This window comes from Bacillus sp. AM 13(2015), assembly GCF_001518755.1.
Classification (GTDB): Bacteria; Bacillota; Bacilli; order Bacillales; family Bacillaceae; genus Bacillus; species Bacillus safensis.
The window spans coordinates 1-23648 of record NZ_LKCP01000083.1; the positions used below are offsets into that span (position 1 = coordinate 1).

Genomic DNA, 23648 nt, shown 5'->3' on the forward strand with positions numbered 1-23648 from the left:
ACCATGTGTAAGCTGGCAGGAATAAGAAGTAATTTAAAATGCTCATCATCACAGTCATAAGCAATGTACCCGCGATCATAGACCATGCCATCCCTTTTGCTGATTTGATTTTTTTGAACATAAAGGCGACTGGCAAGATAAATAATGTGCCTGCAATGAAGTTCGCGACTTGCCCAACTGGAACGCCGGACATACTGCCTTGAATGAGGTAATGCAGTACATTTTTTAATGCCTCAACAGCAATTCCTGCACCCGGTCCATAAATTAAAATTGCGATAATCGCCGGGATATCACTGAAATCAATTTTCAAATACGCTGGAAGACCCGGGAAAGGGAAATCCAATAAAATTAATACAAACGAAATACTGCTGAGCATACTGGTAACGACTAAACGCTTTACTTTACTTTGATTCAATATTCTCTCTCCTTTTCGATCAAATCTTTCGAAAAGAGGATTGTTCCATTTTAGCCACAAAAAAACCGCCCTTAAAAACAGGAGCGGGGAAATTGGGCTAGACAAATAAACGTGTAAACATCATTGTTTTCAACGTTTATGAACCTCCATCTTCTCCCATCCAGACTATACTGTCGGCTTCGGAATCACACCGAATCCTGCCAAAAAGGCTCGCGGGCTTAGAGACTATGCTCATCACCGCCGGTAGGGAATTACACCCTGCCCCGAAGATTGATCATTATTCAATTCGACATCATTATATATGATATATGAGCATTTGTACAGATAAAAATCCTGAGCAAATTCATCAGTTTTAAGAAATCGTAAAAAACACAAAAATTCTAATGACAAATGCGCAAAAATTGGTTATCTTTTGTTTAAAGGTGTTCATTCTTTATAAAGACACAAAGAAATGTTCGTGTTTTCTTTTTCACTTTACTGCTTTAATTTGATTGACACAGTGAAAAGGAATATGGTAAATTATCAGATATTTATGACGTTTATTTTAGGAGGAAATCTTACGATGTTTCGAGTATTAGTCTCAGATAAGATGAGCAATGATGGTCTTCTACCACTTTTAGAATCAGATTTTGTTGAAATTGTCCAAAAAAATGTAGCAGAAGCAGAAGATGAATTACACACGTTTGATGCCTTACTTGTCAGAAGTGCCACGAAAGTAACGAAAGAGCTTTATGAAAAAATGACTTCATTAAAAATTGTCGGCCGTGCCGGTGTGGGAGTAGACAATATTGACATTGATGAAGCAACCAAGCATGGCGTCATTGTGATCAATGCACCAAACGGTAATACGATCTCGACAGCTGAGCATACGTTCGCCATGATTTCATCACTTATGCGTCATATTCCGCAAGCCAATATTTCTGTCAAATCAAAAGAATGGAACAGAGGTGCATATGTTGGTGCTGAGCTTTACGGAAAATCTCTTGGGATTGTCGGCTTAGGCAGAATCGGAAGTGAAATCGCCCAGCGTGCAAGAGCGTTTGGCATGACAGTCAACGTGTTTGATCCATTTCTCACAAAGGAACGTGCAGAAAAAATTGGCGTCAATGCGAAATCACTCGATGAAGTACTCGAAGTATCAGATATTATTACTGTACATACGCCATTAACAAAAGAAACAAGAGGACTTCTCAATAAAGAAACGATTGCAAAAACGAAAAAAGGTGTTCGCCTTGTAAACTGTGCACGCGGCGGCATTATTGACGAAGCTGACCTTCTTGAGGCACTTGAAAGCGGCCATGTCGCAGGAGCTGCGCTCGATGTATTCGAGGTAGAACCCCCAACTGATAATCCGCTTGTGGATCATCCACACGTCATTGCAACTCCGCATCTTGGTGCCTCTACAAAAGAAGCACAATTAAATGTAGCAGCGCAAGTATCTGAAGAAGTCCTTCAATTTGCCAAAGGCCTTCCTGTCATGTCATCTATTAATCTACCAGCGATGACAAAAGACGAATTCAAAAAGATTCAGCCTTATCATCAGTTTGCAGGAAAACTTGGACGTCTTGTCTCTCAATCAATGAGAGAACCTGTAAAAGAAGTAGGCATTTCTTATGAAGGCTCTATTTCAAAACTCGAAACATCCTTTATCACAAAAAGTCTCCTCTCAGGCTTTTTAAAAGAGCGCGTTGATTCAACTGTGAATGAAGTAAATGCTGGAATGGTCGCAAAAGAACGCGGCATTAGCTTTAGTGAGAAAATTTCTTCCAGCGAATCTGGCTACGAAAACAGTATTTCTATTGAAGTCAAAGGTGACCTTTCAACCTTTACTCTAAAAGCGACTTACATCCCGCATCTAGGGGAACGCGTTGTTTCTATTAATGGATTTAATATTGATTTTTATCCAGATGGACACCTTGTCTACATCCAGCATACAGATGCACCTGGTGTGATTGGAAAGGTTGGACAGATTTTAGGCGACCATGATGTCAACATCGCAACAATGCAGGTAGGACGTAAAGAAAAAGGCGGCGAAGCCATTATGATGCTTTCGTTCGATAAGCATCTAGAGGATGAAATTGTGAAAAAATTAACGGAAGTACAGGATATTCTATCTGTCCGCCTGATTGACCTTTAAAAAACAGTGATAAACCTCATGCAAAAGCATGAGGTTTATTTTTTTGAAACCATTAAACGGTCTCCTGTTCGAATGAGGTGAGTGGTCAGCTCATTGATCTTTTTCAATTGTTCCACAGTCATTTCATGCGCCTTTGCTATTGACCAAAGAGTGTCCCCTTTTTGAATGACATATGTATTTTTTTCATGTCCATTTACATGAAGAGCTGGCTCTTTGAAACGTTCCACTGCAATCATTTTGAGCGGATCTATCGCATCCTCTTTGCTGACTGACCAATTGCCACGATGTACCTCAAAATGCAAATGAGTGCCTCTAGAGGCTCCTGTGTTGCCAATGATGCCAATCGGCTGCCCTGCTTGTACATGGTCACCCTTTTTCACAAAACGCTCGTGTAAATGAGCATAGACGGTTTCGTATCCGTTTGGATGCTGAATAAACACAACCTCTCCATATGTAGCCGATACATACGAACGCGTAACCACACCTTCACTTGCAGCAAAAATGGATTCTCCTTCTGGCGCAGCTATATCTAATCCCTTATGCGAGCCGCCCCTTGTCCCAAACAAGTCAGTGACTTCTCCTTTCACTGGCTCCACCCATTCGTTTGTCTGCTGCGCATGGGCAAATGGTGCTAAGATGAAGAACAAAAAACAGCTTGCACCTATGAAGCAATACCTTTTCATCAGTGACTCCCCTTCTTTGAGGTTCTTTTCATGGCAGCTTAGTATACAGCAAGAAGGCTATTTTCTATACATTAAAAAAGAACGCAATGACTTACTTGCGTCCTTTAACGATCTTTGATGACAACTGGATTCGGCAGAGCCGGTACCTCTATTGGTTCGTTTAATTCATAAGGTCCTACTTGATCTGTTCCTGCATATTGAATGGTGACATCTGTAAAACCAAAATCTTTCGCTGTGAGCAGCAGACCTTCAATGAGTAGAATATGATCAATTGAGTCCGATAATTTTGCTGATGCTCCAAACGTGATCGTCACATGCTTACCTTTTGATGTCACTTCTTTAATGGATTCTTCTTTAATTAATGGTTCGAGCCCAGAATCACTCGTCCGTTTCATGGCCTCTACCGCCTCTTCATAAGAAGAATAATGCGTTTTTGAGGGCACCAAAAAAGTCCCGCTCTTATTTTCTAATACGTAATAAGCTTGCTTTGTTTGTTTATCAATCGATACCCTGCCGATGCTTCCACTTGCCCCTAATTGAAGCTGAGAGCCTTTGACAGATTTGACTTCCACTTGCTTATACCTGCTCCATTTCAGCGTTTCTTTTACCATATCTTTAAACCGATTGGCTTCCTTTATCGTATCAAGGGACAAATCATTTTTTAACTGAAAGACAAGTGTATTCCCTTTTTCACGAAGGTCCACCATCTCAAGATAAGATTGAAGCGGCTTTGTCATTTCAGGCAACTGCACCTGTTCATATGTGTTCATCATTTCCTGCAAATGGTCATGTTCATTTTCTTTTTCAATACTAATGGGAACCACTTGAGATGTTGATTCATCTATGTATGCAACCGTCATATACTTTTGCTTGTCTTCATGAGAAACAACGTGCGCGGTACCATTTGCTTGTTTGACCGGCTCTAATGTGGCATTCGCCTGTCCTTTGTCAGCACTTGATTCCATTTTCATCTGTTGATGCTGTTCTTGAGCTGCCGGCTGAAATAAATGAGGAGAAATTAAAAACGCCATAAATAAAACCACAACGGTTGCCACCGCTGGACCGATCCATCTGACACTTTTCTTTTTCTTCCCGCTTGCCATCAGCATCTGCTGGTATATCTGCTTAGATGAACGGTTGTCCTCCACTTTTGGAAGCTGACTTAGTAACACCTTGATTCGTTCTTCGCTCCAATCGGACCTGTTCGTTTTCATTCACTAGCTCCTCCTTCAAAAGCTCCATATGTTTTCGGAGCACTTTCAGGCCTCGGTGCTGCGTTGTTTTGACTTTGCTTTCCGAGAACTTTAGCGCCTTTGCCGTCTCCATGATTGAGTAGCCCTGGATAAACCTTAAAATGATGACAGCTCTTTGATCAATCGTACAGTGATCAAGTGCGGCATAAATTTCTTTTGTATTTTCATCCTGTACAGCTAGTTCGTCTGGGAGTAAGTCTGGATCTTTTACATCCTGCTTATCCCAATCAAACGTGCCGAGCACCCGTTGTCTAATGGTTTGCTGTTTGCGAAACCAGTCAATCGCCACATGCCTTGCAATTGAAAACAGCCATGTTTTCTCGCTGCTTCTTCCTTCAAAAGTTTTATATGAGTGAAGTACCCGAATGTAAACCTCCTGCACGAGATCCTCTGCCTGATTTTTATCTTTAACCATATAAAATAAAAACTGGTACAAATCTTGATGGTACGAATCATATATTTTTTGAAAGGTTTCATGCATAGGAAACCCCTCCGTTCACTTATTTTTGTCGAGTGACTCTTATAAAACGTTACATTACAACTTTATGACAAATATATTACAAGTTCGACAGTTTGGAAAGGGCTTTTTGTTTAACTTCTCCTTAAAAATTTCAAAATAGAAAAAACACTTCATTTTCTTTCGAAAAGAAGTGTTTCTCATGTAACAAGATTCTTCGTCAAGATTAGACGAGTTCCTGCTTTTTTCTCGGAATATAGAAGGTGAAGTGTGTACCTGCACCCGTTTTGCTGTGAGCATGTATAGAGCCTTGATGCGCTTCGACGATGTTCTTCACAATCGCAAGGCCAAGCCCAGTACCAGAACGTCCTCTTGTTCTTGCTTTATCAGCTTTATAGAAGCGCTCGAAAATAAAGGGCAGATCCTCTTCTGGAATTCCGCTTCCCGAATCTTTCACATCCATTTTCAGCCCGTTTTCCACCGATTGAACCGAAAAGTGAACCTCTCCGCCCTCTGGTGTATGACGAATGGCATTATCAATGAGATTCGTAAACACTTGCTCAATCTTATCTGGATCGAATACAAAGTACGGTTCATCCACTTGAATATTATACGTAAGATCGATTTGTTTTTCTTTCGCAATCCCTAGAAACTTGCGGTAGATCTTCTCAGTCAGCTCTTCCGTATCTGTTGATTCAAGATTCAGTGTAATATGACCTGCTTCCATTCTCGCTAGATCTAGAAGATCATTTACAAGACGTCCCATTCGAAGTGATTCATCGTAGATAATTTGCGCAATCTCTTTCTTTTCCTCTTCTGATCCTGCAATATCATCTACAATCGCCTCACTGTACCCTTGCAGCATGGCAATTGGTGTACGAAGTTCATGACTGACATTGGCAATGAAGTCTTTTCTCAGTTTATCAAGTCTTCGTTCCTCCGTCATATCACGAAGGACTGCAACTGCTCCTCTGACATCCTGCTGATTATAAAGCGGAGACATGAGAAGAACCCACGTACGCCCTTGCAGCGTAACTTCGATCATTTGCTCCTTTTCTGTGCTGACAGCTGTATGAAATAGCTCTCGCGCTTCTGGCGGCAGTTCATCTCCATCTTTGATCTTCATATTTTGCTCATAATACCACGCCTGCAAAAATCGTTCTGCAGGAGGATTGGTCATCAAGATCGTTCCATCAATATTGATCGTGATGACGCCATCAGCCATACTGCTTAAAATATTAGACAAATGTTCTTTTTCTTGATTTAAGGCTGTGATATGGAATTTAAGCTGCTTCCCCATTTGATTAAAGGCGATCGCCAGCTCTCCAATCTCATCTTGCGTTAAAATAGGAATCTTTGTATCAAATTTCCCCTTCGCCAAATCTTGTGCACCCTCTCTCATCTTTCTAAGAGGATAGGTGACACGTGTTGACAAGAAGAAAGCGAATATAGTGGTCAGTACAATCGCAATTCCAGCGGCTAAGAAGATGTATCGCGTCGTATGTTTCGTTGTTTGTTCTACAGCGAGGAGTGACTGTGAAAGAAAGACCATGCCTTTTTTTCCGTTCGCCTCATATGGAACACCGACTACAATTCGTTCATCTTTTTGATTGCCTGCATCAGGTTCTGCACGTTTACTGATTTTTTTACGATCTTTCAGTGCTTGGTTTAAATCTCTGTCCGCTTCAATTTGTTTCTTTGTAATCGCAGGAAGCTTCCCGCCTTTTTCAGACGAATACCACTCTAGCCCGTCCTCTTGGATGATCGCAATACTCGTCAATTTGTCAGCGAGTTCTGATGTTATCGATCTTGCAAGCGATTGATCCTCATGGCTTTCTAAAATGACCGCTACTTTGTTCGCCATTTGTGTTAAATCAGATTTTGCTTCTTCTACATGATAATTCTCAATGAACTCTAAAAGAAGCACAGTTAAAATAGATAAAACGATCAGGACGAGGAAAAGAATGGTTAACCATAGCTTTCCTACAACACTTTTCCACAGTTTCATTCAGCGCCGACCTCAAATTTGTACCCGACACCCCATACAGTAACGATTTTTTTCGCAGCTTCTGGTGACACTTTATTCAATTTTTCACGAAGTCGTTTGACATGGGTATCGACTGTTCGTAAGTCTCCAAAGAACTCATATTGCCATACTTCTTTTAACAGTTTTTCTCTGTCATAAACCTTATCCGGTGTTTTAGCAAGGAAATATAAAAGCTCATATTCCTTCGGCGTGAGGCTGACTTCTTTGCCATCAGCCGTCACCCTATGGGCATCATGGTCAATAGAAAGATGAGAAAACACAAGAACATCTTTTGTTGTTGTCCCAGTATTAAGATAAGACGTTTGAGACGATCTTCTGAGCAATGCCTTCACACGTAAAACAACTTCACGCGGGCTGAAAGGTTTGACGATATAGTCATCCGTTCCTGCCTCAAATCCTTGAACGCGGTTGGCCTCTTCTCCTTTTGCCGTCAGCATAATGATTGGAGTCGCTTTTTTGTCTCGAATTTGATTACACACTTCGATTCCATCTGTACCAGGCATCATTAAATCGAGCAAAATGAGGTCGTAATCGGTTTGAAGCCCTTTTTGAATCGCCTCATCACCATTTTCCGCTTCATCGATTTCATAATTTTCACGTTCTAAATACATTTTTAAAAGGCGGCGAATTCTTGCCTCATCATCTACGACTAATATTTTCGTTTGAGTTGTGTGTTCCATTAGACAGTCCTCCTGCTTTCTCCGTTGTTACATTCATTTTAACAAAAAGCCGAATTGAATCATAAAAGTTGGCCTTTTCCTTGTAATTATGCGTAGGAATGAAGCCCCGCAATGACAAGATTGACAAAGATGAGATTAAACATAATAATGGCGAAGCCGATCACAGCAAGCCAAGCGGACTTTTCACCATGCCAGCCTCGCGACAAGCGAAGATGAAGATAGGCTGCATAAAAGAGAAACGTAATCAATGCCCATACTTCCTTCGGGTCCCAGCCCCAAAACCTAGTCCATGCAATTTGCGCCCAGATCATGGCAAAGATCAGCCCGCCTAATGCAAATACAGGGAAACCAATCGAAACAGCCCGATACCCAATTTCATCGACTAAATCTAGGTTCACCTGTTTCACTAGCGGTTGAAGCAGTGCGCTCAGTCGTTTTCGAATGATCAATCGAATGAGTCCGTATATAATCAGCCCTACGCTAAATGACCATAATACTGTATTGACCTTTCTGCCTGAAAAAACAGGCGGCAGCTCAACAAACGGCTCCAAACGATCTTCCGTCACAAGCTCCCCTTTATGAGGTCCGACAAGAGCTGGCAGCTCATAGACCATCACACTTTTTTCTTTATTTTTATCGATCCAATTAAATGTCGCTTCATATCCTGTCATTCTAAAGATAGACGTGACAGCGATAAATGCAAGTGTCACCACAATCATAAACATGACAAGCTCTAAACCAAACGTCTTCTTTCCTGGCTTTGTTTGATCCACATGCTTTAATAGAAAGATGACACCTGCCACAAAGCTGATGGCTAAAATGGCTTGGCCAAGTGCTGCTGTTGTCACATGAATATAAAGCCAATTACTTTGAAGTGAAGGAATCAGCGGTGAAATATCCGATGGGAACATACTCGCATAGGCAATAATCAATAAAGCGATTGGAAGTGTGAATAAACCAAGTACAGACACTTGATACACAAAATATAAAATGATGAATGCGAGCACCAGCATCATCCCAAAAGCCGTAGTGAACTCAAACAAATTACTGACTGGTGCATGACCAGATGCGATCCATCTTGAAATAAAATAGCCCAGCTGGCTCAAAAAACCGATGATGGTAAGCGTAATGCCAATGAGTGCCGCCTTATTCCTGCGCGGTCCTTCTTCTTTCTTTTTTCCCTTAATGGCACCACCAAAAAAAGGAACTGCCGCTAAATAAAATAGAAAAGCTGCAAATAACAGATTTTCACTGACTGCCGCCATCTAATCCTTCCCCCTTGCTTTTGCTGATACTTGTTGTATCAGGCAGCTCTTTTTGATCAACTGGCTGTTTGATGCCACTGCCGCTCAGTAACACGTTAAGATCGGACTTTAAGCCGAACCAGTTTTTGTTTGTATGTCCTGCCACCAATACTTTTCCATCCTTTGCCGACAGCCAGATTCTTCTATGCTGCCAATACATCCCCTGCACGACACCAATCATGAAAATGATTCCGCCTACAATAAGCACCCCTAGTGTTAAATCTTTTCTAACAGTTAACCCTGTGACGTTTTTCGTTTCAACCCGATCAAACTTCATTTTATATAGATTGTTATCAGAACCCTCTACTGTCTCTTGAATGGCGACAAAGCTTTTTTCACCTTTAGGTTTTTCAGGAGAAATCATTTCAAACACGAAAGCAGGATTATTGGGATTCCTTGTTTTCGTACTTGGTGTTCCATCATCGTCAAAATAAAAATCAGGCAGATAGCTCATCACTTTGACTTTGTAACCGCTACCAAGATCATATTCCGACTTAGGCTCCAGCAGATTAATCTTCACTGTACCGAAAGATTTTTCTGTATCTTTACGAATCAGCTGAAAGACCATTTGATCGAGTTCATTTTGTTTAAAATCCACTTGATACAATGAGAAATTGTCAAACTTGAGCGGTTCATTCACTTTGATATCGTGTTCTGTGACCTGCTTCAGCTTGGGCTTTTCACCAAATACAACTTCTCCTTCACGTTTGTATAAGATGGCATCCGTTTTATAGCTTTTCACCACTTGACCGTCGCCAGCTTTTTCAATGGCATTCTCAAACACTTCTTTTTCATTTCCAGTTTCATAACGATCAATTGAAAACGCATTATTTTTCAAGAAATATTGACCATCCGTACCTGGAATCGGTGCAGTTTCACCTTCTCTGACCCACAGCGTTTCGTCTACGTACATGCCCGGGACGAACCGGAGCATCGATCCAATGAGAAAGATGATTAATCCAATGTGATTGACGTAAGGTCCCCAGCGTGAAAAACGTCCTTTTTCGGCTAAAATATACCCATTTTCTTCTCGCACGCGGTAACGCTTTTGTTTCATTGCTCTGATGATGCCTTCATATGTATGCTGATCTAATGTTTTGTCTGTCTCGCTGAACAGACGCTGTCTTCTCATAAAGCCTTCTTTTTTGATAACCCCTTGGTTTTTGAGTGCTCGATAAAGAGGAATAACGCGGTCGAGACTGCAAATGACAAGAGAGATTCCGATTGATGCGACAAGAGCTAAAAACCACCAAGAATTATAAAGATCATGGAATCCAAGTGTATAATACAGCTTGCCAAACGATCCATATTGCTCTTCATAATACGTGGAAGCAGATGCACCTGGCGGAATAAATCGCTCCTGCGGAAAAATCGTTCCAAGCGAAGAAGCGAGCAGTGTAATGACAATCAGCCACACACCCACCTTAACGGAAGAAAAAAAGTTCCATACTTTATCAACAATCGTTTTGTTGTATGTTTGCGAGCGTCTTGCACTGCCGTCATATCTCATATCAAGCAGCTTTGAAGAGTTTTTCTCTTTAGCCGCAATGGGATTCCCGCATGATTCACATAGAACAGTACCGATTGGATTAATATGTCCACACTCGCACTTTACCTCTTTCATTCTATGACCCCTTTGGTTTAATCAAATTCATATATTCATAGACATTACGTTCTGTCATCGTTCCCTTTATGACTTTGATTACCTTGCCTTCGGGATTAATTAAAAATGTGGTTGGCAGCGGCGTAATATCATATGCCTCTGTCACTTGACGATCTTTGTCCAAGGCAACAGGAAAATTCACGCCATAGGATTCCATAAAATTTTTCACGGCAATCTTGGATTCCGCAACATTGACTGCAACAATTTCCACACCACGATCCTTGAACACTTCATATTGATTCGCCATATAAGGAAATTCTTGTTTACACGGACCGCACCATGTACCCCAAAAATTAAGAAAGACACCTTTGCCTTTTAAGTCCTTTAATTCAATCCGATCCCCATCCACAGATTGAAGGACAAAGTTTGGCGCAATAGATCCTTCTTTGACTCGATCCTGTTTGGCAAATACTGAGTTATACATTGTATAACATAGTGCAGCAAGCATCACGAGGAGAATGCCCGTCCGTATGAAAAACCGTCTTTTTTTCATCTGAAGTACCCCTTCCCCATAGACATTCAGGTAAATTATAGCATTCTCCTTCTTTTGATGCTTCTTCATTTTTTGAAGTTTATGTGAAAATTAAAAAGCGCTTTTCCCATGATCGGCAATTGCTCTCAGGCGCTTTACTTCATGTGGAGACAATTCTCTGCGGTCTCCTGGTCTCATACCTTCAATATGAAGGAACGAATATTGCTCCCTTTTTAGCTTTAACACATCATGGCCGATCGCTTCAAACATGCGGCGTACTTGTCTGTTTCTGCCTTCATGAATGGTTAATTGGACAATACAAGTTTGCTTTCGTTTATCAATAGAAAGCATTTTCGCACGAGCAGGTGCTGTTTTTTTATGATCTAACATGATCCCTTTTTCTAGCTTTCTAAGCAGTTCCTTTGATGGAATGCCTTTTAGCTTCGCTGCATACGTTTTATCAATTTCGTATTTCGGGTGCATGAGCTTATGGGCAAATTCCCCATCATTTGTAATCAAAATCAAACCGCTCGTATCATAATCTAACCGGCCGATTGGATAAAGACGCTGCGGGACATCATCAAAGAAGTCTGTGACGACCTTACGTCCTTTATCATCCTCGGCAGCAGAAATGACGCCGCGCGGTTTATAAAGCATAAAGTAAACCGGTTCTTCTCTTTCAAGCTTTAAGCCATTGACTTCAATTTTATCTGAAGAGCCCACCTTCACTCCGAGCTCTGTCACTGTTTGACCATTAACGGTAACTCGTCCTTCTTTAATTAATTCTTCAGCCTTTCGTCTTGAAGCGACGCCGGCATGTGCAATTACTTTCTGTAAACGTTCCATTTGTCTTTCACCTCATGTACTATCTTACTTGCTTGACCTAAAACAAACAAGCATTCGTGGAAAAATAAGCGTTTCGTCTGTCTAATTTCAGCTAAAAAGCGATTTTCCATCCATGAAATACAAAAAAGCGCCTGATTAGGCGCCGCTAAATAACAAACTGACGATAATCACAGATGCAATGACACCAATGAGATCTGCTAACAAACCTACTTTTAGCGCATCTCCCATTTTTTTAATACCGACTGCTCCAAAATAAACCGTCAAAATGTAAAGGGTGGTGTCTGTTGACCCTTGCATGACTGCCGCGAGCTGGCCAATAAAAGAATCTGGACCATACGTCGCTATCAAGTCTGATGTCATTCCAAGTGCAGCCGTTCCTGATATCGGGCGAATAAACGCAAGCGGAACGACTTCTGGAGGGAAACCAATCGTTGTAAAGACTGGTTTTAAAAGTCCCATAACAAAATCAAGCGCACCTGACGCACGGAATATCGTAATAGCTACAAGCATGCCGACTAAATAGGGAATGATGGAAAAGGCAATTTGAATGCCCTCTTTTCCCCCCTCCACAAATGTTTCATAGGTTGGTACCTTTTTAATGGTTCCAGCAATCAAAATCCCTGCGATGATCAGTGGAATCAAAGCAAGTGACAGCCAGTTAATAAATGCCACAAGATCACCCCCGCCTGCTTCTGCGATAGTGGAAATAACGATCGATGAGGATTGCACCGATTCCTGAAATGAGTGTTGCTAAAATGGTTGGTCCTACAATGTCTGTTGGCTGATCTGCCCCATAGGTCATTCTTATAGCAATGACGGTTGTTGGTACAAGTGTGATAGAGGATGTGTTGACCGCTAGAAATGTAATCATAGAACGGCTTGCCTCATTTTTTCCGCCATTTAATGCTTTCATCTGCTCCATCGCCTTAATCCCAAGTGGTGTAGCGGCATTCCCAAGACCAAAGAAATTTGCCATGAGATTGGACAAAATATACCCCATTGCAGGATGATTAGGCGGAATATCCGGGAATAGCTTTGAAATAAAGGGCCGGCACATTTTACTAAAGAAATTTAACAACCCTGCCTCTTCGGCAATCTTCATGAGCCCAAGCCAAAAAACGAGGACACTAATCAGACCAATTGAAATAGTAACCGCTTCTTTTGAGCCCTTAAATACAGCCTCATTCACTTCATGCATCGTTCCATTAAACATCGCATAGACAAGACCGATGACAGTGAGAAATACCCAAATTAGATTGACCATGAAGATCCGCCTATAGATGTCTGAAAGACAGACTTAAACATTTCTTGAAAGCTTTTCTGAGGCATGCGGTTTCGTTTATTCTCATAAAAAATCGGTAATTGCTCGATCACCTGTCCATCTAATAAAATCGTCATTTTCCCTACAACATCCGGGATGGCTTCGGCGTTTTTTTTCCATTTCTTTTTAGGGGTGAGCATTTCTGTTTCAATTTTGACAAGTTTTTTCTCATCTTCATTTAAAAAATAGTCCACATCACGCTTGATAAACGCTTTTTTTTCGTAAAAGGTCCCTTTTAACGAAGCAAGTCTTCCTTTTTCAGCAAGCACATACGTTTTGTAGTGATCAAATGCATATTCAAACATAGAGATATGATCCTTCCAGTCGTCCGGCGCATTAATGGTCACAGCGATCAGCTCAGCATCCCCTTTTGCAGCGGTGGAGACGAGTGTACGTTTTGCAAGTTTTGTATATCCTGTTTTCCCTCCAGTTGAATATTCGTATAAACCGGTGAGCAGCTTGTTTTTATTTTTCCAATAACCTTCCATTGTTTTCGCTTTATAGAAAGTCGTACCAGCAATTTTTTGATATTGTTTATGTTTCATCGCGTATTTTGTTAGGATCGCCATGTCATAGGCTGATGAATAATGATTTTTATGATCATCGAGTCCGTGCGGATTTTGAAAATTCGTATTCTCCATTCCTAGTTCAGCCGCCTTTTGATTCATCATAAAAATAAAGCCTTCTAAGCTGCCGCCAACATGCTCTGCAATGGCAACAGCTGCATCATTTCCAGAACGCAGCATGAGCCCGTATGTCAAATCTTCTAAGCTCACCTTCTGCCCTTCCTTTAAATAAATGGATGAGCCCTCCGCTTGAATCGCACGTTTTGATACTTTGACGGTATCTTTCATTTTTCCTGATTCAATAGCTAATACAGCCGTCATGATTTTTGTAATACTGGCGATTCTTCTTTTTTCGTGCTCGTCCTTTCCAAATAGGACTCTGCCTGACTGTCCATCTATTAAAATGGCACTTCTTGCACTCACTGATAACGAAATGTCTGCTTTGGCATGTGAGGAAAAAGGCAGTAAGAGTGTAAATAGAAGAAGGACTGCTGTTCCAATTTTTAAATAGGGCATGTTCATTCACGTCCTTGTCCGTTTTGTACAAGTGTATGCTCAGCTGAAAAAGTTATGATGCCTCGTCCATAAAAAAAAGCGCCTCTACATGTAGAGGCGCTTCTTCGAATTACTTATACCATTTTCACTTGTTGATGAGAAGTCGTATATTCCAGCTCTTCTCTCATCGCTAAAAAGTCTTTTTCTAATGAAGAAAATAATTGTTTCATATCAGCGGATACTTCATGGTGAAAAACAATGCTGCTTTTTCCTGTATAGGCCGAACGGCTGTCTTCATACCATGTATCCTTTTTCGGCGTGAAAAATTCTTCAATACATTGATGATAAATACGGTGAAGCATCTGCTGTGCGGCTTGCTGCGGAAATGTCTGCTGCTGCCCCATTTTCCTGCAAACTGCTGCTGCATCCTCGCTGTACACTGCAAGCTTCCGTAATGTACTCAATATGTCACAATAATAGGCTTCCGCTTCGGGGTTTAATTGTTTCAAGCTTGATAAGGTGGCTTCGTTCAGAAAACCATTCATTTCAATTGCAACCTTTGATAAAAAGACGCCTGCTTGATCAACTTGAGCCTTTACATTCATATGTGCCATCTGTTTCTTGTTTACCTTCCCCTCATGGCTTTGTCACCATTTTATCTGTCATCAAAAGATTTTAGACCTAAAATCTTTTTTATATTTTATCATACATTTTTCCTTCGTTTGAACTATTTTATATCTTCAAATGTTTGATTGAAGTTTTCAAAAAATAGATCAGCTTCTTCTTGCACACCATCTGCTTCCACATTCTCTGGAAGCGGTGGTAATTCATCTAACGCTTTTAAGCCAAATTGCTCTAAAAAGGTCGGGGTTGTCCCATAAAGAATTGCTCGTCCCGGCCCATCGGCACGTCCTACTTCACAGAGCAATGCTTTGGCTACTAAGCTATGAAGCACACGCTCTGATTTGACGCCTCTAATCTCCTCTACCTCACTGCGTGTAATCGGCTGTTTATAAGAAACAATGGCAAGCACCTCCAGCGCTGCCTGCGATAAACCTTTGGATGGTGTCTCGACTAATTTTTTTAAATACATACTGTATTCTTTTTTCGTCAGCAGCATATATGAATCTGCATATTCAATGAGCTCAATCCCTCGTTCTTGTTTTTGATATTCTTCCTTTACGGAAGACATAATGTCGAGTAATACCGACTCATCTACTTCAAGAACAGACATGAGCTGTTTTCTTGTTAAGCCTTCGTCACCTGCTGCATACAGCAGCGCTTCTAAGATGGCTTTCCAATTCACGATATCAAGCGTCATGAATCGTTTCACTCCCTATGATATAAATGTCTTCAAAGTTCCCTTCCTGCTCTAACATGATTTGATGACTTTTCATCAATTCGAGAACAGCAAGAAACGTCACGACAAGGTGTTCCTTTTGATCATGTTGAAATAGAGTCATGAAATTGGTCCGCTTTTTTGTTTTTCTTAAATGGTTCATAATCTCATTCATTTTGTCTTCAATCGGGATTTCTTGTCTTGTAATCTTTGATGGTGCTGGTTTCGTTATTTTCTTTCGGTTTAATACCTTTTGGAACGCACCTAACATATCATACACCGTTACGTGTAAATTTGTGTCCTTCGCTTCTGATTCTTTTGCAAATTCGCTTAAATCACTCGGTGGTTTTGTAAAGGCATTTTGCCTTTCTTCTTCGCGTTCCTTTAGTTCTTGCGCTGCATTTTTATACTTGCGGTATTCAATCAATTTGCCAATCAGCTCTTCTCGAGGATCCTCTTCCTCTTCGAGCAGGTCTTCATCAAACAGCTCTTCCTCTTGTTTCGGAAGAAGCATTCTGCTTTTAATACTCAGGAGGGTTGCAGCCATGACCAAATATTCACTCGCAACATCGAGCTCAAGCTCCCTCATCGTGTGGACATATAATAAATACTGCTCCGTAATTTTAGCGACGGGAATATCATAAATATCAATTTCCAACCGGTTAATTAAATGTAAAAGCAAGTCCAAAGGACCCTCGAACGAATCTATTTTCACCTGATATTCCAGCATCTTTTTCTCACCATTTCTACTGTCTTCTAAGTACCGTTTCACCGGCTAACCTTTAGTATAAGACAGGATAAAGCTCTCGTCCAATATAATTTCGGCCATGATGCCTTAGGCAAATCAAGAAAAACAGTGGATTCGCCCATACCAATAAGGGCATTTATACATAGAATACCATTGTAATCAGAACTGATGAAAAAGGAGGCCGTATCATTATGGGAGATGGCTATAACTTCGGCGGAGGATTCGCGCTTATTGTCGTGCTTTTCATCTTGCTGATCATCGTTGGCGCGGCTTGGGTTTATTAAAGAAACAGAGCGTCCTTTTCAATAAAGGGACGCTCTTTCTTCTTTTCTTTTCAATATGTTAGACTGAAAGTGGAAAAGGAGATGACCGCTGTGTATCCTGAAGCGTACGTGGCTTTTTTACACGAATTTCATACAACAAGAGATTATTTTGAGTGTCATGAAATTCTAGAAGAATATTGGAAGGAAGATCCCCCAGAGCAGCGCAAAGAATATTGGGTCGGGCTCATTCAGCTCGCGGTTGCCTTGTATCATCAAAGACGGGGAAATGGAAAAGGAGCAAAACGGCTCATTTCTAACAGTCTTCACTTGTTAGAAGCAAATCGTTCAGTATTATCGAATCTCGGTCTGGATGATGAGGCATTTCTGATGCTTCTGAGAACGCTGAAAAAGAAAATGGATGAACATATGCCTTATGAAAGTGTGATGCTGCCGATCAAAGATGAAGCACTTCTATCTTTATGCCAAGAAATGGCCCAAAAAGAAGGACTGCTCTTTGGACAGGAAAGCAACTTATCCCATACATTTTTAATCGAAAAACATAGACTCCGTGACCGGACAGATGTATTGCTGGAGCGAAAAAAGCAGATTGAACGTAAAAAAAGCAGAGGACTGTAGCCTCTGCTTTTACATGTGTGATATTTAATTTGATTCGCTGTGACACTTATGAAAGAAGCCTTGCGTTAATTCATTTGGAATGAGTGTTTTGGTTTTAAATATGTCTTCCACGGCTAAAACCATTTCCTTGCCGATTCCTTGATCACGATGGGATGGATTCACACTAATATGTTCGATTTGTACTTGGTCGTCTGTTTTCAACACACCAATAGCACCTACAATATCCTCGCCATCTTTCCATAGGAACAGCTGCCGATCTTCATCCATTTCATATGACTTCATCGTCTGCTGAAGCTGTTTGACGTCTTTCTCACCCGGCATAAAGGACAGGAGTCCCATGGCAATTTTTTCAAAAGACCTCTTGTAACGAATTAACATATATACCCCTCAATATTCAAATTATCCTAATTTCCAGCAAATGTCTTATGATTCATTTGCTCATCACACATTATAAACATTTTTATACCGTTTTTAAACTCTTTTTCACTAAATTAAGAGAAAGTTCGATTGAGATTCGCCATTTCAATAGCAGCTGCAGCCGATTCGCTGCCTTTATTTCCAGCTTTTGTACCAGCTCTTTCAATGGCTTGTTCAATCGATTCTGTTGTCAGTACACCAAAGATAATCGGTACCCCTGTTGACATTGCACTTTGAGCAATTCCTTTAGCAGCTTCATTACAAACGTAATCATAGTGAGTCGTTGCGCCTCTGATCACGGTTCCAAGTGTGATGACTGCATCATATTTTTTGGTTTCAGCTAATTTTTTTGCCATGTACGGGATTTCAAAAGCGCCTGGTACCCACACAACATCGATATCATCACCATTTGCTCCGTGTCTAAGCAATGTGTCTTCTGCTCCATCTAACAGTTTACTTGTAATAAAATCATTGAATCTCGCTACAACGATTGCAAATTTTAGTCCTTCTGCTACTACATGCCCTTGTATTGTATTCATATGTTGATCATCCTTTTTTGTGATTTTTATTTTGTTTCGATAGTCGCTGCTTGATTATTGTTTAAATATGTCTGTAATGCTTCTATTGTCAGCATCTTTAAATCATGCTGTTTTTGAATCTCCTTTAGTTCAGGGACGCGAGCCATTGATCCATCTGCATTCATAATTTCACATATGACACCCGCCGGCTCTGAGCCTGCTAGTTTAGCAAGATCAACCGCTGCCTCTGTATGACCTGGTCTTTCTAGTACGCCGCCTTCTTTTGCAATAAGCGGAAAAACATGGCCTGGACGGGCAAATTCGTCTGGTTTTGCGTCTTTATTTAACATGGCCAGCATGGTGGTGGAGCGCTCAAAAGCACTGATACCAGTCGTCGTTGTCACATGGTCGATGCTTACTGTAAATGCTGTATGGTGTGCATCTGTATTATGTTCAACCATTGGATGCAGATTTAGGTGTTTGGCGATCGACGCATCGACTGGCGTACAAATGAGGCCTCTTCCATGTAAAGCCATGAAGTTAATCACTTCAGGTGTGGCATGCTCAGCAAGTGCCACAAAGTCTCCTTCATTTTCTCTGTCTTCATCATCCACTACGATAATGATTTTTCCTTGTTTAAGGGCATTTATTGCCTCATCAACAGAATGATACATACAATCGCCTCCTAGAATCCGTGCTCTTTTAGAAATGATGGGGTCAATCGAGATGGCTGTTTATCGCCTTGCTCTTTTGTTAAAAAACGATAAATGTATTTACCGATCATGTCACACTCTATATTCACGATATCCCCCATAGATTTAGTCGGGAAAATAGTTCCTTCAAGCGTATGAGGAATAATAGAGACTGTGACTTGTGAATCTCGCAAATCGAAAATGGTCAAGCTGACACCATCTATTGCGATCGAACCCTTTTGGGTGAGCATATCTGTGAGGGTCTTGTCCATCTTTAAATCATAGTAAATGGCATTACTCTTCTTTTCTATTCGGGTAATGACCGCCGTTCCATCAACATGGCCTGAGACAAAATGGCCGCCAAATCGTCCATTTGAGGACATGGCTCGCTCTAAATTCACTGGACTGCCTTTTGTCAGCTGATCCAGTGATGTCGATTTGACCGTCTCTGGCATCACATCTGCCGCGAACTGTCCTTTTGTAAAGCTTGTGACTGTCAGACATACTCCATTAATGGCGATACTGTCTCCGAGGTGAACATCTTCCAGCACACGACTGCATGTAATGACAATTTCCATGGCATCTGCTGACTTTTTACTTAATGACTGAACGGTGCCAACTTCTTCAATAATCCCCGTAAACATGTGATCCTCCCTTTCTTTTCATTTGTATTTCTCACTTTTTAAAAAAAGCGATGTTAGGGACATGTGATCGATTGAGCACCTTCGTCGCTTTTTATGGTCCATACAAGGTAGATGAGGGATCACCTAATAAACACTGCATGCGTCTATTAACAACAAAAACATACAGAAAGCCCCGGAAAAAATTCCGGGGCTGTGGTTTTTTTGCATCAGAAATAAGACTATGATCAACAAATATTTTTCGTTCATAGCTTTCTTTATCCTTCTCCCATCCAGACTTTCACTGTCGGCTTCAGCTTTTCACTGAATCAACCGTTAATAAATTAACGGGTCACGGGCTTTAAAGCATTTGCTTTATTACCGTCGGTCGGGATTTTCACCCTGCCCCGAAGGATACAATCGATATTTAGCTGTCCTTAGGAGCTATTATAGCGATACTTGTTTTCAAATGCAACAATCATGATTCTTCACAAAAAAAGCCTCCTTATAGGAAAGGAGACATGTTAATTAACGACTTTTACTACTTTTATCAGTCCATCTATTCTTTTTTCATTACTAAAGTAGGCTTTAATACGATCGCCTTTTTTCAGATCGGCCACATCATCTTCAAATTTCTTTCCATTAAAAATGATTTTGGTGCCATTCTTTGCTTGACCGTAATATTCATCTCCATCAATTTTCGTAATGGTATATTCATAGATAGTGTAATCTTTATCATTATTTGTTAAGCTCTCGCCAATGGCTGTTGGCACATCTTCAATTTTCATGCCATTCATGTATAAATAACCTGCGCCTAAACAAAGCAGTAAAACAAATAAGATTGCCATTTTTAATTTAATTTTCCCCATATTTAGAACCTCCATCATCTGCACTTCGCCTATTTGTATGTTTTATTCCTTCTTTTATTGAAATAAAACCAAAAAAGCTGATTTTCATTAATGGTTACTTATATAACGATTCAGATGGCCCTTTGGTTCCACCTCTTAATCATTACATATGATACGAATATGCGTTCTTTATTAAGGGGGTCTTTTTCCTATTTATCAGTTCGTCCCACACGATACTGCAGGCTTTTCGATTATATTCTTTTTTCGAGTGCGAATAAGTCTTCCTCTAACAATTGTGACCGCTGAACAGCGATGCTGCGGCTGTCGCGAACCCCTTGATTATAATAGTAGCTTCCAAGGTTTTTTGTGATAAATTCTAGTATATTAATGGCTGCTAATTCACCAATCTCTTCTTCTCGTTCTTCGGCAAAGTAACGCTGAATGGCCATCATCATTTGATTTTTTTCTTCTTTAGTGAGTGGTTTCAAAGTCTCCCCTTCTTTCTATTTTCTTCATTTGCAGCTGGATGTGCTTGCATTTCACAAATACGAATGTTTGTTCTCTTATCATATCATAAAAAAAGATTCTGTGCATGACTGCCCTAAAAGAAAAAGCGTATTTTAATGTAATGGATCAAAATACGCTTCACTATTTTGTATGATTTTTTCACAGAAGCTGTCATAGCGTGTTATCCATTTTATTTTAAAATAGATAGGATCGTCGCTATAGAATGATCTACAAATGAACGCTCTGGACGTGACTTCATGAGGACGGTGAGCCCGATGAAAGAAACGACCAGTGTCTGTGCTAAGGCTTTAGCATTTAAGCCGCTTTCGAGCTCACCTGAGCGAATACCTTGCACGATCTTTTCTTCAAAAATGACCGAAAGATACATCTGATGCTCTCTTGTCAAAATTTCAAATTTCTCTTCGTGTGGAGCAAGTTCCACTATTGTATTAATGCAAAAACAGCCTTTACTTGGGCCATCTCCATATTCCTCTTCCACTACATCTGTCAATAATAGATGAAATGCTTCCTTTACAGATCGATTGTTTTGAAGTTTTGTTCGAATACGGGCTGCATGCTGCTTTGTATATGTGCGTAATGCAGCCTCAAATAATTCCTCTTTATCTCCAAAGGCTGCGTATAAACTTGGCCGCTGTATTCCCATTTTTGCAGTCAAATCGCTTAACGTTGTAGCTCTATACCCCTTTTCCCAAAAAAGCATCATTGCATCATTCAACGCTTTTTCCTCATCAAACTCACGCTGTCGAACCATCATCAATTCCTCTTTTCAACAATAAAATCCTTTCACGATAACAATTGTCTATTTCTTTATTTATCAGGATATCATTTTCTTTTCATTACTAATCAGTACATTATGATTGTATTTTGTTCAGGTAAAATTGTCAAACCGTCTTTCTTCTTTCAAGATTAACACAGAATAAATTCTTGACTTTAAAACATTTTGATGGTTATCCTTAACAGGAATCATTTTGTACCGATTAGTATATTATTCTTTTTAGTATAAAAAGGAGAGGATGCAATGAATGGTTAAAGATAAAATGACTCACTATATGGCACTACTTTTTGCAGCAGCCTGCGGGATGGCTGTTGCAAACATATACTTCGCACAACCGTTACTAGATTCACTGGCAGCCGAGTTCGATATCACGTATTCATCCATCGGTATTGTCATTACGATTACTCAGCTTTGTTATGCGGCGGGGCTGCTACTGATCGTACCACTTGGTGATCTGTTGAATCGACGCCGGCTCATCATTGGTCAGATGCTTTTATCTGTGCTTGCCCTTATTCTAGTCGGCATCGCTCCTATCGTCACCGTCCTATTTATAGGATTAGCATTGGTCGGACTGCTCGCTGTAGTCACTCAGGTACTCGTTGCGTTTGCAGCAAGTTGGGCTGCTCCAGAAGAGCGCGGCCGTATCGTCGGCTTGGTGCAAAGTGGAATCGTCATCGGTATTCTTCTCGCCCGAACCTTTGCTGGTGTATTAACCGATTTTGCTGGCTGGAGGTCTGTATATCTTGTTTCTGCCGTCATCATGCTGATCCTAACTGGCGTATTGTTCCGAGTGCTCCCGCGTGATGACAGCAAAAGAGAGTCATTATCTTATGCTCATCTGCTTCGTTCAATGTTTGTATTGTTCATACAAGAACGAATCCTGCGTATCCGCGGGATTCTAGCTCTTCTGATTTTTATCGTCTTTGGTACGTTATGGACTTCACTCGTGCTGCCTCTCAGTACTGCGCCACACTCTCTTTCACATACTGCTATTGGCGCATTTGGTCTTGCTGGAGCAGCCGGAGCATTAGGGGCTGCTCGGGCTGGCAGCCTTGCTGATCGAGGTTTTGGACAGTTCACAAGCGGTATAGCCCTTGTCCTATTATTCATTTCATGGTTTTTCATCAGTTTGACTGAACATTCACTTATTGCCTTAGTCATTGGCATTATCATTCTTGACCTATCTGTGCAGGCAGTACACGTAACGAATCAGACTATGATTTTCACAGTGCGGCCTGAGGCGAGAAGCCGGCTTACGGCTGCTTACATGATTTTTTACTCCATCGGCAGTGCGACCGGTTCAATTGTTTCAACCAGCATATACGCAGCCTATGGCTGGAGCGGAGTATGTCTTTTTGGTGCCTCTATCAGCGCTTTAGCCATTTTGTATTGGATCATCACCTATCGCCTAACGAAACAAATCACATTTGACTCAGAAACAAAATAAAAAAAACACCGCGATTAAGCGGTGTTTTGGATTACGCATCCACAACTTCAACTTTTTCCATGCCTTGGCCTTGCTCCATATCAAGTACAGCCTCGATACCAGATGTTACCTTGCCAAAAACAGTGTGAACACCGTTTAAGTGCGGCTGCGGGTCATGTACGATAAAGAATTGGCTGCCGCCTGTGTCTTTACCAGCATGTGCCATTGATAATGAACCTCTTTCGTGCTGATGTGGATTTCCTTCTGTTTCACATTTAATTGTGTAACCAGGACCACCCGTTCCATTGCCGTTTGGGTCCCCGCCTTGGCTGACGAAGCCTGGAATCACGCGGTGGAACTTCAATCCATCGTAGAAGCCTTCATTCGCTAATTTTTCAAAGTTTGCTACTGTACCTGGAGCAGCCTCTGGGTAAAGTTCAAACTCAATTTTCTTTCCATTCGTTAATTGTATGTATCCTTTTTTCGCCATTTTTCACAT

Annotated in this window: 27 protein-coding genes, 1 pseudogene and 2 riboswitches; of the genes and pseudogenes, 4 read left to right on the forward strand and 24 right to left on the reverse strand. The window is 40.9% G+C overall.

Annotation, left to right across the window (positions count from 1 at the left end; genetic code table 11):
* A partial coding sequence (locus AOQ70_RS15135; RefSeq protein WP_231730884.1) for an ECF transporter S component occupies positions 1-376 on the reverse strand: 376 nt, incomplete at its 3' end.
* A gap of 183 nt (positions 377-559) precedes the next feature.
* A riboswitch (FMN riboswitch) is annotated at positions 560-690 on the reverse strand.
* Between the two features lie 287 nt (positions 691-977).
* On the opposite strand from AOQ70_RS15135, the gene serA reads away from it, so the two are divergent.
* The gene (gene serA, locus AOQ70_RS15140; RefSeq protein WP_024422834.1) at positions 978-2552 is read left to right on the forward strand and encodes a phosphoglycerate dehydrogenase; all 1575 of its coding nucleotides are present in this window, start codon (positions 978-980) and stop codon (positions 2550-2552) included.
* 35 nt (positions 2553-2587) lie between these two features.
* Here serA and AOQ70_RS15145 read toward each other — a convergent pair whose 3' ends face one another.
* From AOQ70_RS15145 to AOQ70_RS15215, 15 genes are all read right to left on the reverse strand, one after another.
* A complete protein-coding gene (locus tag AOQ70_RS15145) occupies positions 2588-3235 on the reverse strand; it encodes a M23 family metallopeptidase (protein WP_059377117.1) in 648 nt (215 codons plus the stop codon).
* 104 nt (positions 3236-3339) lie between these two features.
* On the reverse strand, positions 3340-4449 hold the full coding sequence (locus AOQ70_RS15150; protein WP_059377119.1) for a hypothetical protein: 1110 nt from the start codon (positions 4447-4449) through the stop codon (positions 3340-3342).
* The gene (gene sigX, locus AOQ70_RS15155) at positions 4361-4969 is read right to left on the reverse strand and encodes an RNA polymerase sigma factor SigX (protein WP_039179611.1); all 609 of its coding nucleotides are present in this window, start codon (positions 4967-4969) and stop codon (positions 4361-4363) included. The genes AOQ70_RS15150 and sigX overlap by 89 nt, the downstream gene beginning before the upstream one ends.
* A 202-nt stretch (positions 4970-5171) precedes the next feature.
* Positions 5172-6953, reverse strand: a complete 1782-nt coding sequence (locus tag AOQ70_RS15160) for an ATP-binding protein (RefSeq protein ID WP_039179612.1) — start codon at positions 6951-6953, stop codon at positions 5172-5174.
* Complete coding sequence (locus tag AOQ70_RS15165) at positions 6950-7672, reverse strand: response regulator transcription factor (protein ID WP_003215596.1); 723 nt, start codon at positions 7670-7672, stop codon at positions 6950-6952. Before AOQ70_RS15165 ends, AOQ70_RS15160 begins: the two co-directional genes overlap by 4 nt.
* A gap of 86 nt (positions 7673-7758) precedes the next feature.
* Positions 7759-8937 carry a c-type cytochrome biogenesis protein CcsB gene (gene ccsB / locus AOQ70_RS15170; protein WP_059377123.1) on the reverse strand — a complete coding sequence of 393 codons (1179 nt, stop codon included), beginning with the start codon at positions 8935-8937 and terminating at the stop codon, positions 7759-7761.
* Positions 8921-10600 (reverse strand): cytochrome c biogenesis protein ResB, encoded by a 1680-nt coding sequence (resB, locus tag AOQ70_RS15175; RefSeq protein WP_039179616.1) that lies wholly within the window; start codon positions 10598-10600, stop codon positions 8921-8923. Before resB ends, ccsB begins: the two co-directional genes overlap by 17 nt.
* A 1-nt stretch (position 10601) precedes the next feature.
* Complete coding sequence (gene resA, locus AOQ70_RS15180) at positions 10602-11132, reverse strand: thiol-disulfide oxidoreductase ResA (RefSeq protein ID WP_039179621.1); 531 nt, start codon at positions 11130-11132, stop codon at positions 10602-10604.
* A 90-nt stretch (positions 11133-11222) separates the two neighbouring features.
* A complete protein-coding gene (gene rluB, locus AOQ70_RS15185; protein ID WP_024422842.1) occupies positions 11223-11957 on the reverse strand; it encodes a 23S rRNA pseudouridine(2605) synthase RluB in 735 nt (244 codons plus the stop codon).
* A 135-nt stretch (positions 11958-12092) separates the two neighbouring features.
* A complete protein-coding gene (locus AOQ70_RS15190) occupies positions 12093-12629 on the reverse strand; it encodes a spore maturation protein (protein WP_039179624.1) in 537 nt (178 codons plus the stop codon).
* 4 nt (positions 12630-12633) lie between these two features.
* Entirely contained in the window at positions 12634-13221 is a 588-nt protein-coding gene (locus tag AOQ70_RS15195) for a nucleoside recognition domain-containing protein (RefSeq protein ID WP_039179626.1), read from the reverse strand.
* On the reverse strand, positions 13209-14360 hold the full coding sequence (locus AOQ70_RS15200; protein ID WP_041085973.1) for a D-alanyl-D-alanine carboxypeptidase family protein: 1152 nt from the start codon (positions 14358-14360) through the stop codon (positions 13209-13211). The genes AOQ70_RS15195 and AOQ70_RS15200 overlap by 13 nt, the downstream gene beginning before the upstream one ends.
* A 113-nt stretch (positions 14361-14473) precedes the next feature.
* Positions 14474-14953: a YpuI family protein gene (locus AOQ70_RS15205; protein ID WP_039179631.1), complete on the reverse strand. Its 480-nt coding sequence runs from the start codon at positions 14951-14953 to the stop codon at positions 14474-14476.
* Between the two features lie 113 nt (positions 14954-15066).
* Entirely contained in the window at positions 15067-15660 is a 594-nt protein-coding gene (gene scpB, locus AOQ70_RS15210; RefSeq protein ID WP_024422847.1) for an SMC-Scp complex subunit ScpB, read from the reverse strand.
* Positions 15650-16408, reverse strand: coding sequence for a segregation/condensation protein A (locus AOQ70_RS15215; RefSeq protein ID WP_024422848.1), 759 nt, complete (start codon positions 16406-16408; stop codon positions 15650-15652). Before AOQ70_RS15215 ends, scpB begins: the two co-directional genes overlap by 11 nt.
* A 209-nt stretch (positions 16409-16617) precedes the next feature.
* Here AOQ70_RS15215 and AOQ70_RS19405 point away from each other — a divergent pair, with 209 nt between their 5' ends.
* Together AOQ70_RS19405 and AOQ70_RS15220 are read left to right on the forward strand one after the other, a co-directional pair.
* Complete coding sequence (locus AOQ70_RS19405) at positions 16618-16710, forward strand: YjcZ family sporulation protein (RefSeq protein ID WP_012010430.1); 93 nt, start codon at positions 16618-16620, stop codon at positions 16708-16710.
* 90 nt (positions 16711-16800) lie between these two features.
* Positions 16801-17325, forward strand: a complete 525-nt coding sequence (locus tag AOQ70_RS15220; RefSeq protein WP_039179635.1) for a DUF309 domain-containing protein — start codon at positions 16801-16803, stop codon at positions 17323-17325.
* A gap of 24 nt (positions 17326-17349) precedes the next feature.
* Here AOQ70_RS15220 and AOQ70_RS15225 read toward each other — a convergent pair whose 3' ends face one another.
* From AOQ70_RS15225 to AOQ70_RS15255, 7 genes and pseudogenes are all read right to left on the reverse strand, one after another.
* Entirely contained in the window at positions 17350-17703 is a 354-nt protein-coding gene (locus tag AOQ70_RS15225; RefSeq protein WP_039179637.1) for a GNAT family N-acetyltransferase, read from the reverse strand.
* Between the two features lie 113 nt (positions 17704-17816).
* A complete protein-coding gene (gene ribH, locus AOQ70_RS15230) occupies positions 17817-18281 on the reverse strand; it encodes a 6,7-dimethyl-8-ribityllumazine synthase (RefSeq protein WP_029706184.1) in 465 nt (154 codons plus the stop codon).
* A gap of 56 nt (positions 18282-18337) precedes the next feature.
* Positions 18338-18934: pseudogene (gene ribB, locus AOQ70_RS15235) on the reverse strand (3,4-dihydroxy-2-butanone-4-phosphate synthase); the annotation flags it as partial.
* An 11-nt stretch (positions 18935-18945) separates the two neighbouring features.
* Entirely contained in the window at positions 18946-19596 is a 651-nt protein-coding gene (gene ribE, locus AOQ70_RS15240; protein ID WP_039179642.1) for a riboflavin synthase, read from the reverse strand.
* Between the two features lie 253 nt (positions 19597-19849).
* A riboswitch (FMN riboswitch) is annotated at positions 19850-19991 on the reverse strand.
* A 105-nt stretch (positions 19992-20096) separates the two neighbouring features.
* On the reverse strand, positions 20097-20441 hold the full coding sequence (locus tag AOQ70_RS15245) for a hypothetical protein (RefSeq protein ID WP_034623431.1): 345 nt from the start codon (positions 20439-20441) through the stop codon (positions 20097-20099).
* A 230-nt stretch (positions 20442-20671) separates the two neighbouring features.
* Positions 20672-20908: a DUF2164 domain-containing protein gene (locus tag AOQ70_RS15250; RefSeq protein ID WP_039179646.1), complete on the reverse strand. Its 237-nt coding sequence runs from the start codon at positions 20906-20908 to the stop codon at positions 20672-20674.
* A 209-nt stretch (positions 20909-21117) separates the two neighbouring features.
* Positions 21118-21699 (reverse strand): TetR/AcrR family transcriptional regulator, encoded by a 582-nt coding sequence (locus tag AOQ70_RS15255; RefSeq protein ID WP_059377126.1) that lies wholly within the window; start codon positions 21697-21699, stop codon positions 21118-21120.
* A gap of 271 nt (positions 21700-21970) precedes the next feature.
* On the opposite strand from AOQ70_RS15255, the gene AOQ70_RS15260 reads away from it, so the two are divergent.
* A complete protein-coding gene (locus AOQ70_RS15260; RefSeq protein ID WP_059377128.1) occupies positions 21971-23170 on the forward strand; it encodes an MFS transporter in 1200 nt (399 codons plus the stop codon).
* Between the two features lie 31 nt (positions 23171-23201).
* On the opposite strand, the gene AOQ70_RS15265 is transcribed toward AOQ70_RS15260, so the two are convergent.
* Positions 23202-23639 carry a peptidylprolyl isomerase gene (locus AOQ70_RS15265; RefSeq protein WP_008359679.1) on the reverse strand — a complete coding sequence of 146 codons (438 nt, stop codon included), beginning with the start codon at positions 23637-23639 and terminating at the stop codon, positions 23202-23204.
* Between the last annotated feature and the right edge of the window lie 9 nt (positions 23640-23648).

Excerpts from the sequence above, each read along its gene's own strand:
- serA (WP_024422834.1), top strand. The coding sequence starts at position 978 with ATGTTTCGAGTATTAGTCTCAGATAAGATGAGCAATGATGGTCTTCTA.
- AOQ70_RS15145 (WP_059377117.1), bottom strand. The coding sequence starts at position 3,235 with ATGAAAAGGTATTGCTTCATAGGTGCAAGCTGTTTTTTGTTCTTCATC.
- AOQ70_RS15150 (WP_059377119.1), bottom strand. The coding sequence starts at position 4,449 with ATGAAAACGAACAGGTCCGATTGGAGCGAAGAACGAATCAAGGTGTTA.
- sigX (WP_039179611.1), bottom strand. The coding sequence starts at position 4,969 with ATGCATGAAACCTTTCAAAAAATATATGATTCGTACCATCAAGATTTG.
- AOQ70_RS15160 (WP_039179612.1), bottom strand. The coding sequence starts at position 6,953 with ATGAAACTGTGGAAAAGTGTTGTAGGAAAGCTATGGTTAACCATTCTT.
- AOQ70_RS15165 (WP_003215596.1), bottom strand. The coding sequence starts at position 7,672 with ATGGAACACACAACTCAAACGAAAATATTAGTCGTAGATGATGAGGCA.
- ccsB (WP_059377123.1), bottom strand. The coding sequence starts at position 8,937 with ATGGCGGCAGTCAGTGAAAATCTGTTATTTGCAGCTTTTCTATTTTAT.
- resB (WP_039179616.1), bottom strand. The coding sequence starts at position 10,600 with ATGAAAGAGGTAAAGTGCGAGTGTGGACATATTAATCCAATCGGTACT.
- resA (WP_039179621.1), bottom strand. The coding sequence starts at position 11,132 with ATGAAAAAAAGACGGTTTTTCATACGGACGGGCATTCTCCTCGTGATG.
- rluB (WP_024422842.1), bottom strand. The coding sequence starts at position 11,957 with ATGGAACGTTTACAGAAAGTAATTGCACATGCCGGCGTCGCTTCAAGA.
- AOQ70_RS15195 (WP_039179626.1), bottom strand. The coding sequence starts at position 13,221 with ATGGTCAATCTAATTTGGGTATTTCTCACTGTCATCGGTCTTGTCTAT.
- AOQ70_RS15200 (WP_041085973.1), bottom strand. The coding sequence starts at position 14,360 with ATGCCCTATTTAAAAATTGGAACAGCAGTCCTTCTTCTATTTACACTC.
- AOQ70_RS15205 (WP_039179631.1), bottom strand. The coding sequence starts at position 14,953 with ATGGCACATATGAATGTAAAGGCTCAAGTTGATCAAGCAGGCGTCTTT.
- scpB (WP_024422847.1), bottom strand. The coding sequence starts at position 15,660 with ATGACGCTTGATATCGTGAATTGGAAAGCCATCTTAGAAGCGCTGCTG.
- AOQ70_RS15215 (WP_024422848.1), bottom strand. The coding sequence starts at position 16,408 with ATGCTGGAATATCAGGTGAAAATAGATTCGTTCGAGGGTCCTTTGGAC.
- AOQ70_RS19405 (WP_012010430.1), top strand. The coding sequence starts at position 16,618 with ATGGGAGATGGCTATAACTTCGGCGGAGGATTCGCGCTTATTGTCGTG.
- AOQ70_RS15225 (WP_039179637.1), bottom strand. The coding sequence starts at position 17,703 with ATGTTAATTCGTTACAAGAGGTCTTTTGAAAAAATTGCCATGGGACTC.
- ribH (WP_029706184.1), bottom strand. The coding sequence starts at position 18,281 with ATGAATACAATACAAGGGCATGTAGTAGCAGAAGGACTAAAATTTGCA.
- ribE (WP_039179642.1), bottom strand. The coding sequence starts at position 19,596 with ATGTTTACGGGGATTATTGAAGAAGTTGGCACCGTTCAGTCATTAAGT.
- AOQ70_RS15245 (WP_034623431.1), bottom strand. The coding sequence starts at position 20,441 with ATGGGGAAAATTAAATTAAAAATGGCAATCTTATTTGTTTTACTGCTT.
- AOQ70_RS15255 (WP_059377126.1), bottom strand. The coding sequence starts at position 21,699 with ATGGTTCGACAGCGTGAGTTTGATGAGGAAAAAGCGTTGAATGATGCA.
- AOQ70_RS15260 (WP_059377128.1), top strand. The coding sequence starts at position 21,971 with ATGGTTAAAGATAAAATGACTCACTATATGGCACTACTTTTTGCAGCA.
- AOQ70_RS15265 (WP_008359679.1), bottom strand. The coding sequence starts at position 23,639 with ATGGCGAAAAAAGGATACATACAATTAACGAATGGAAAGAAAATTGAG.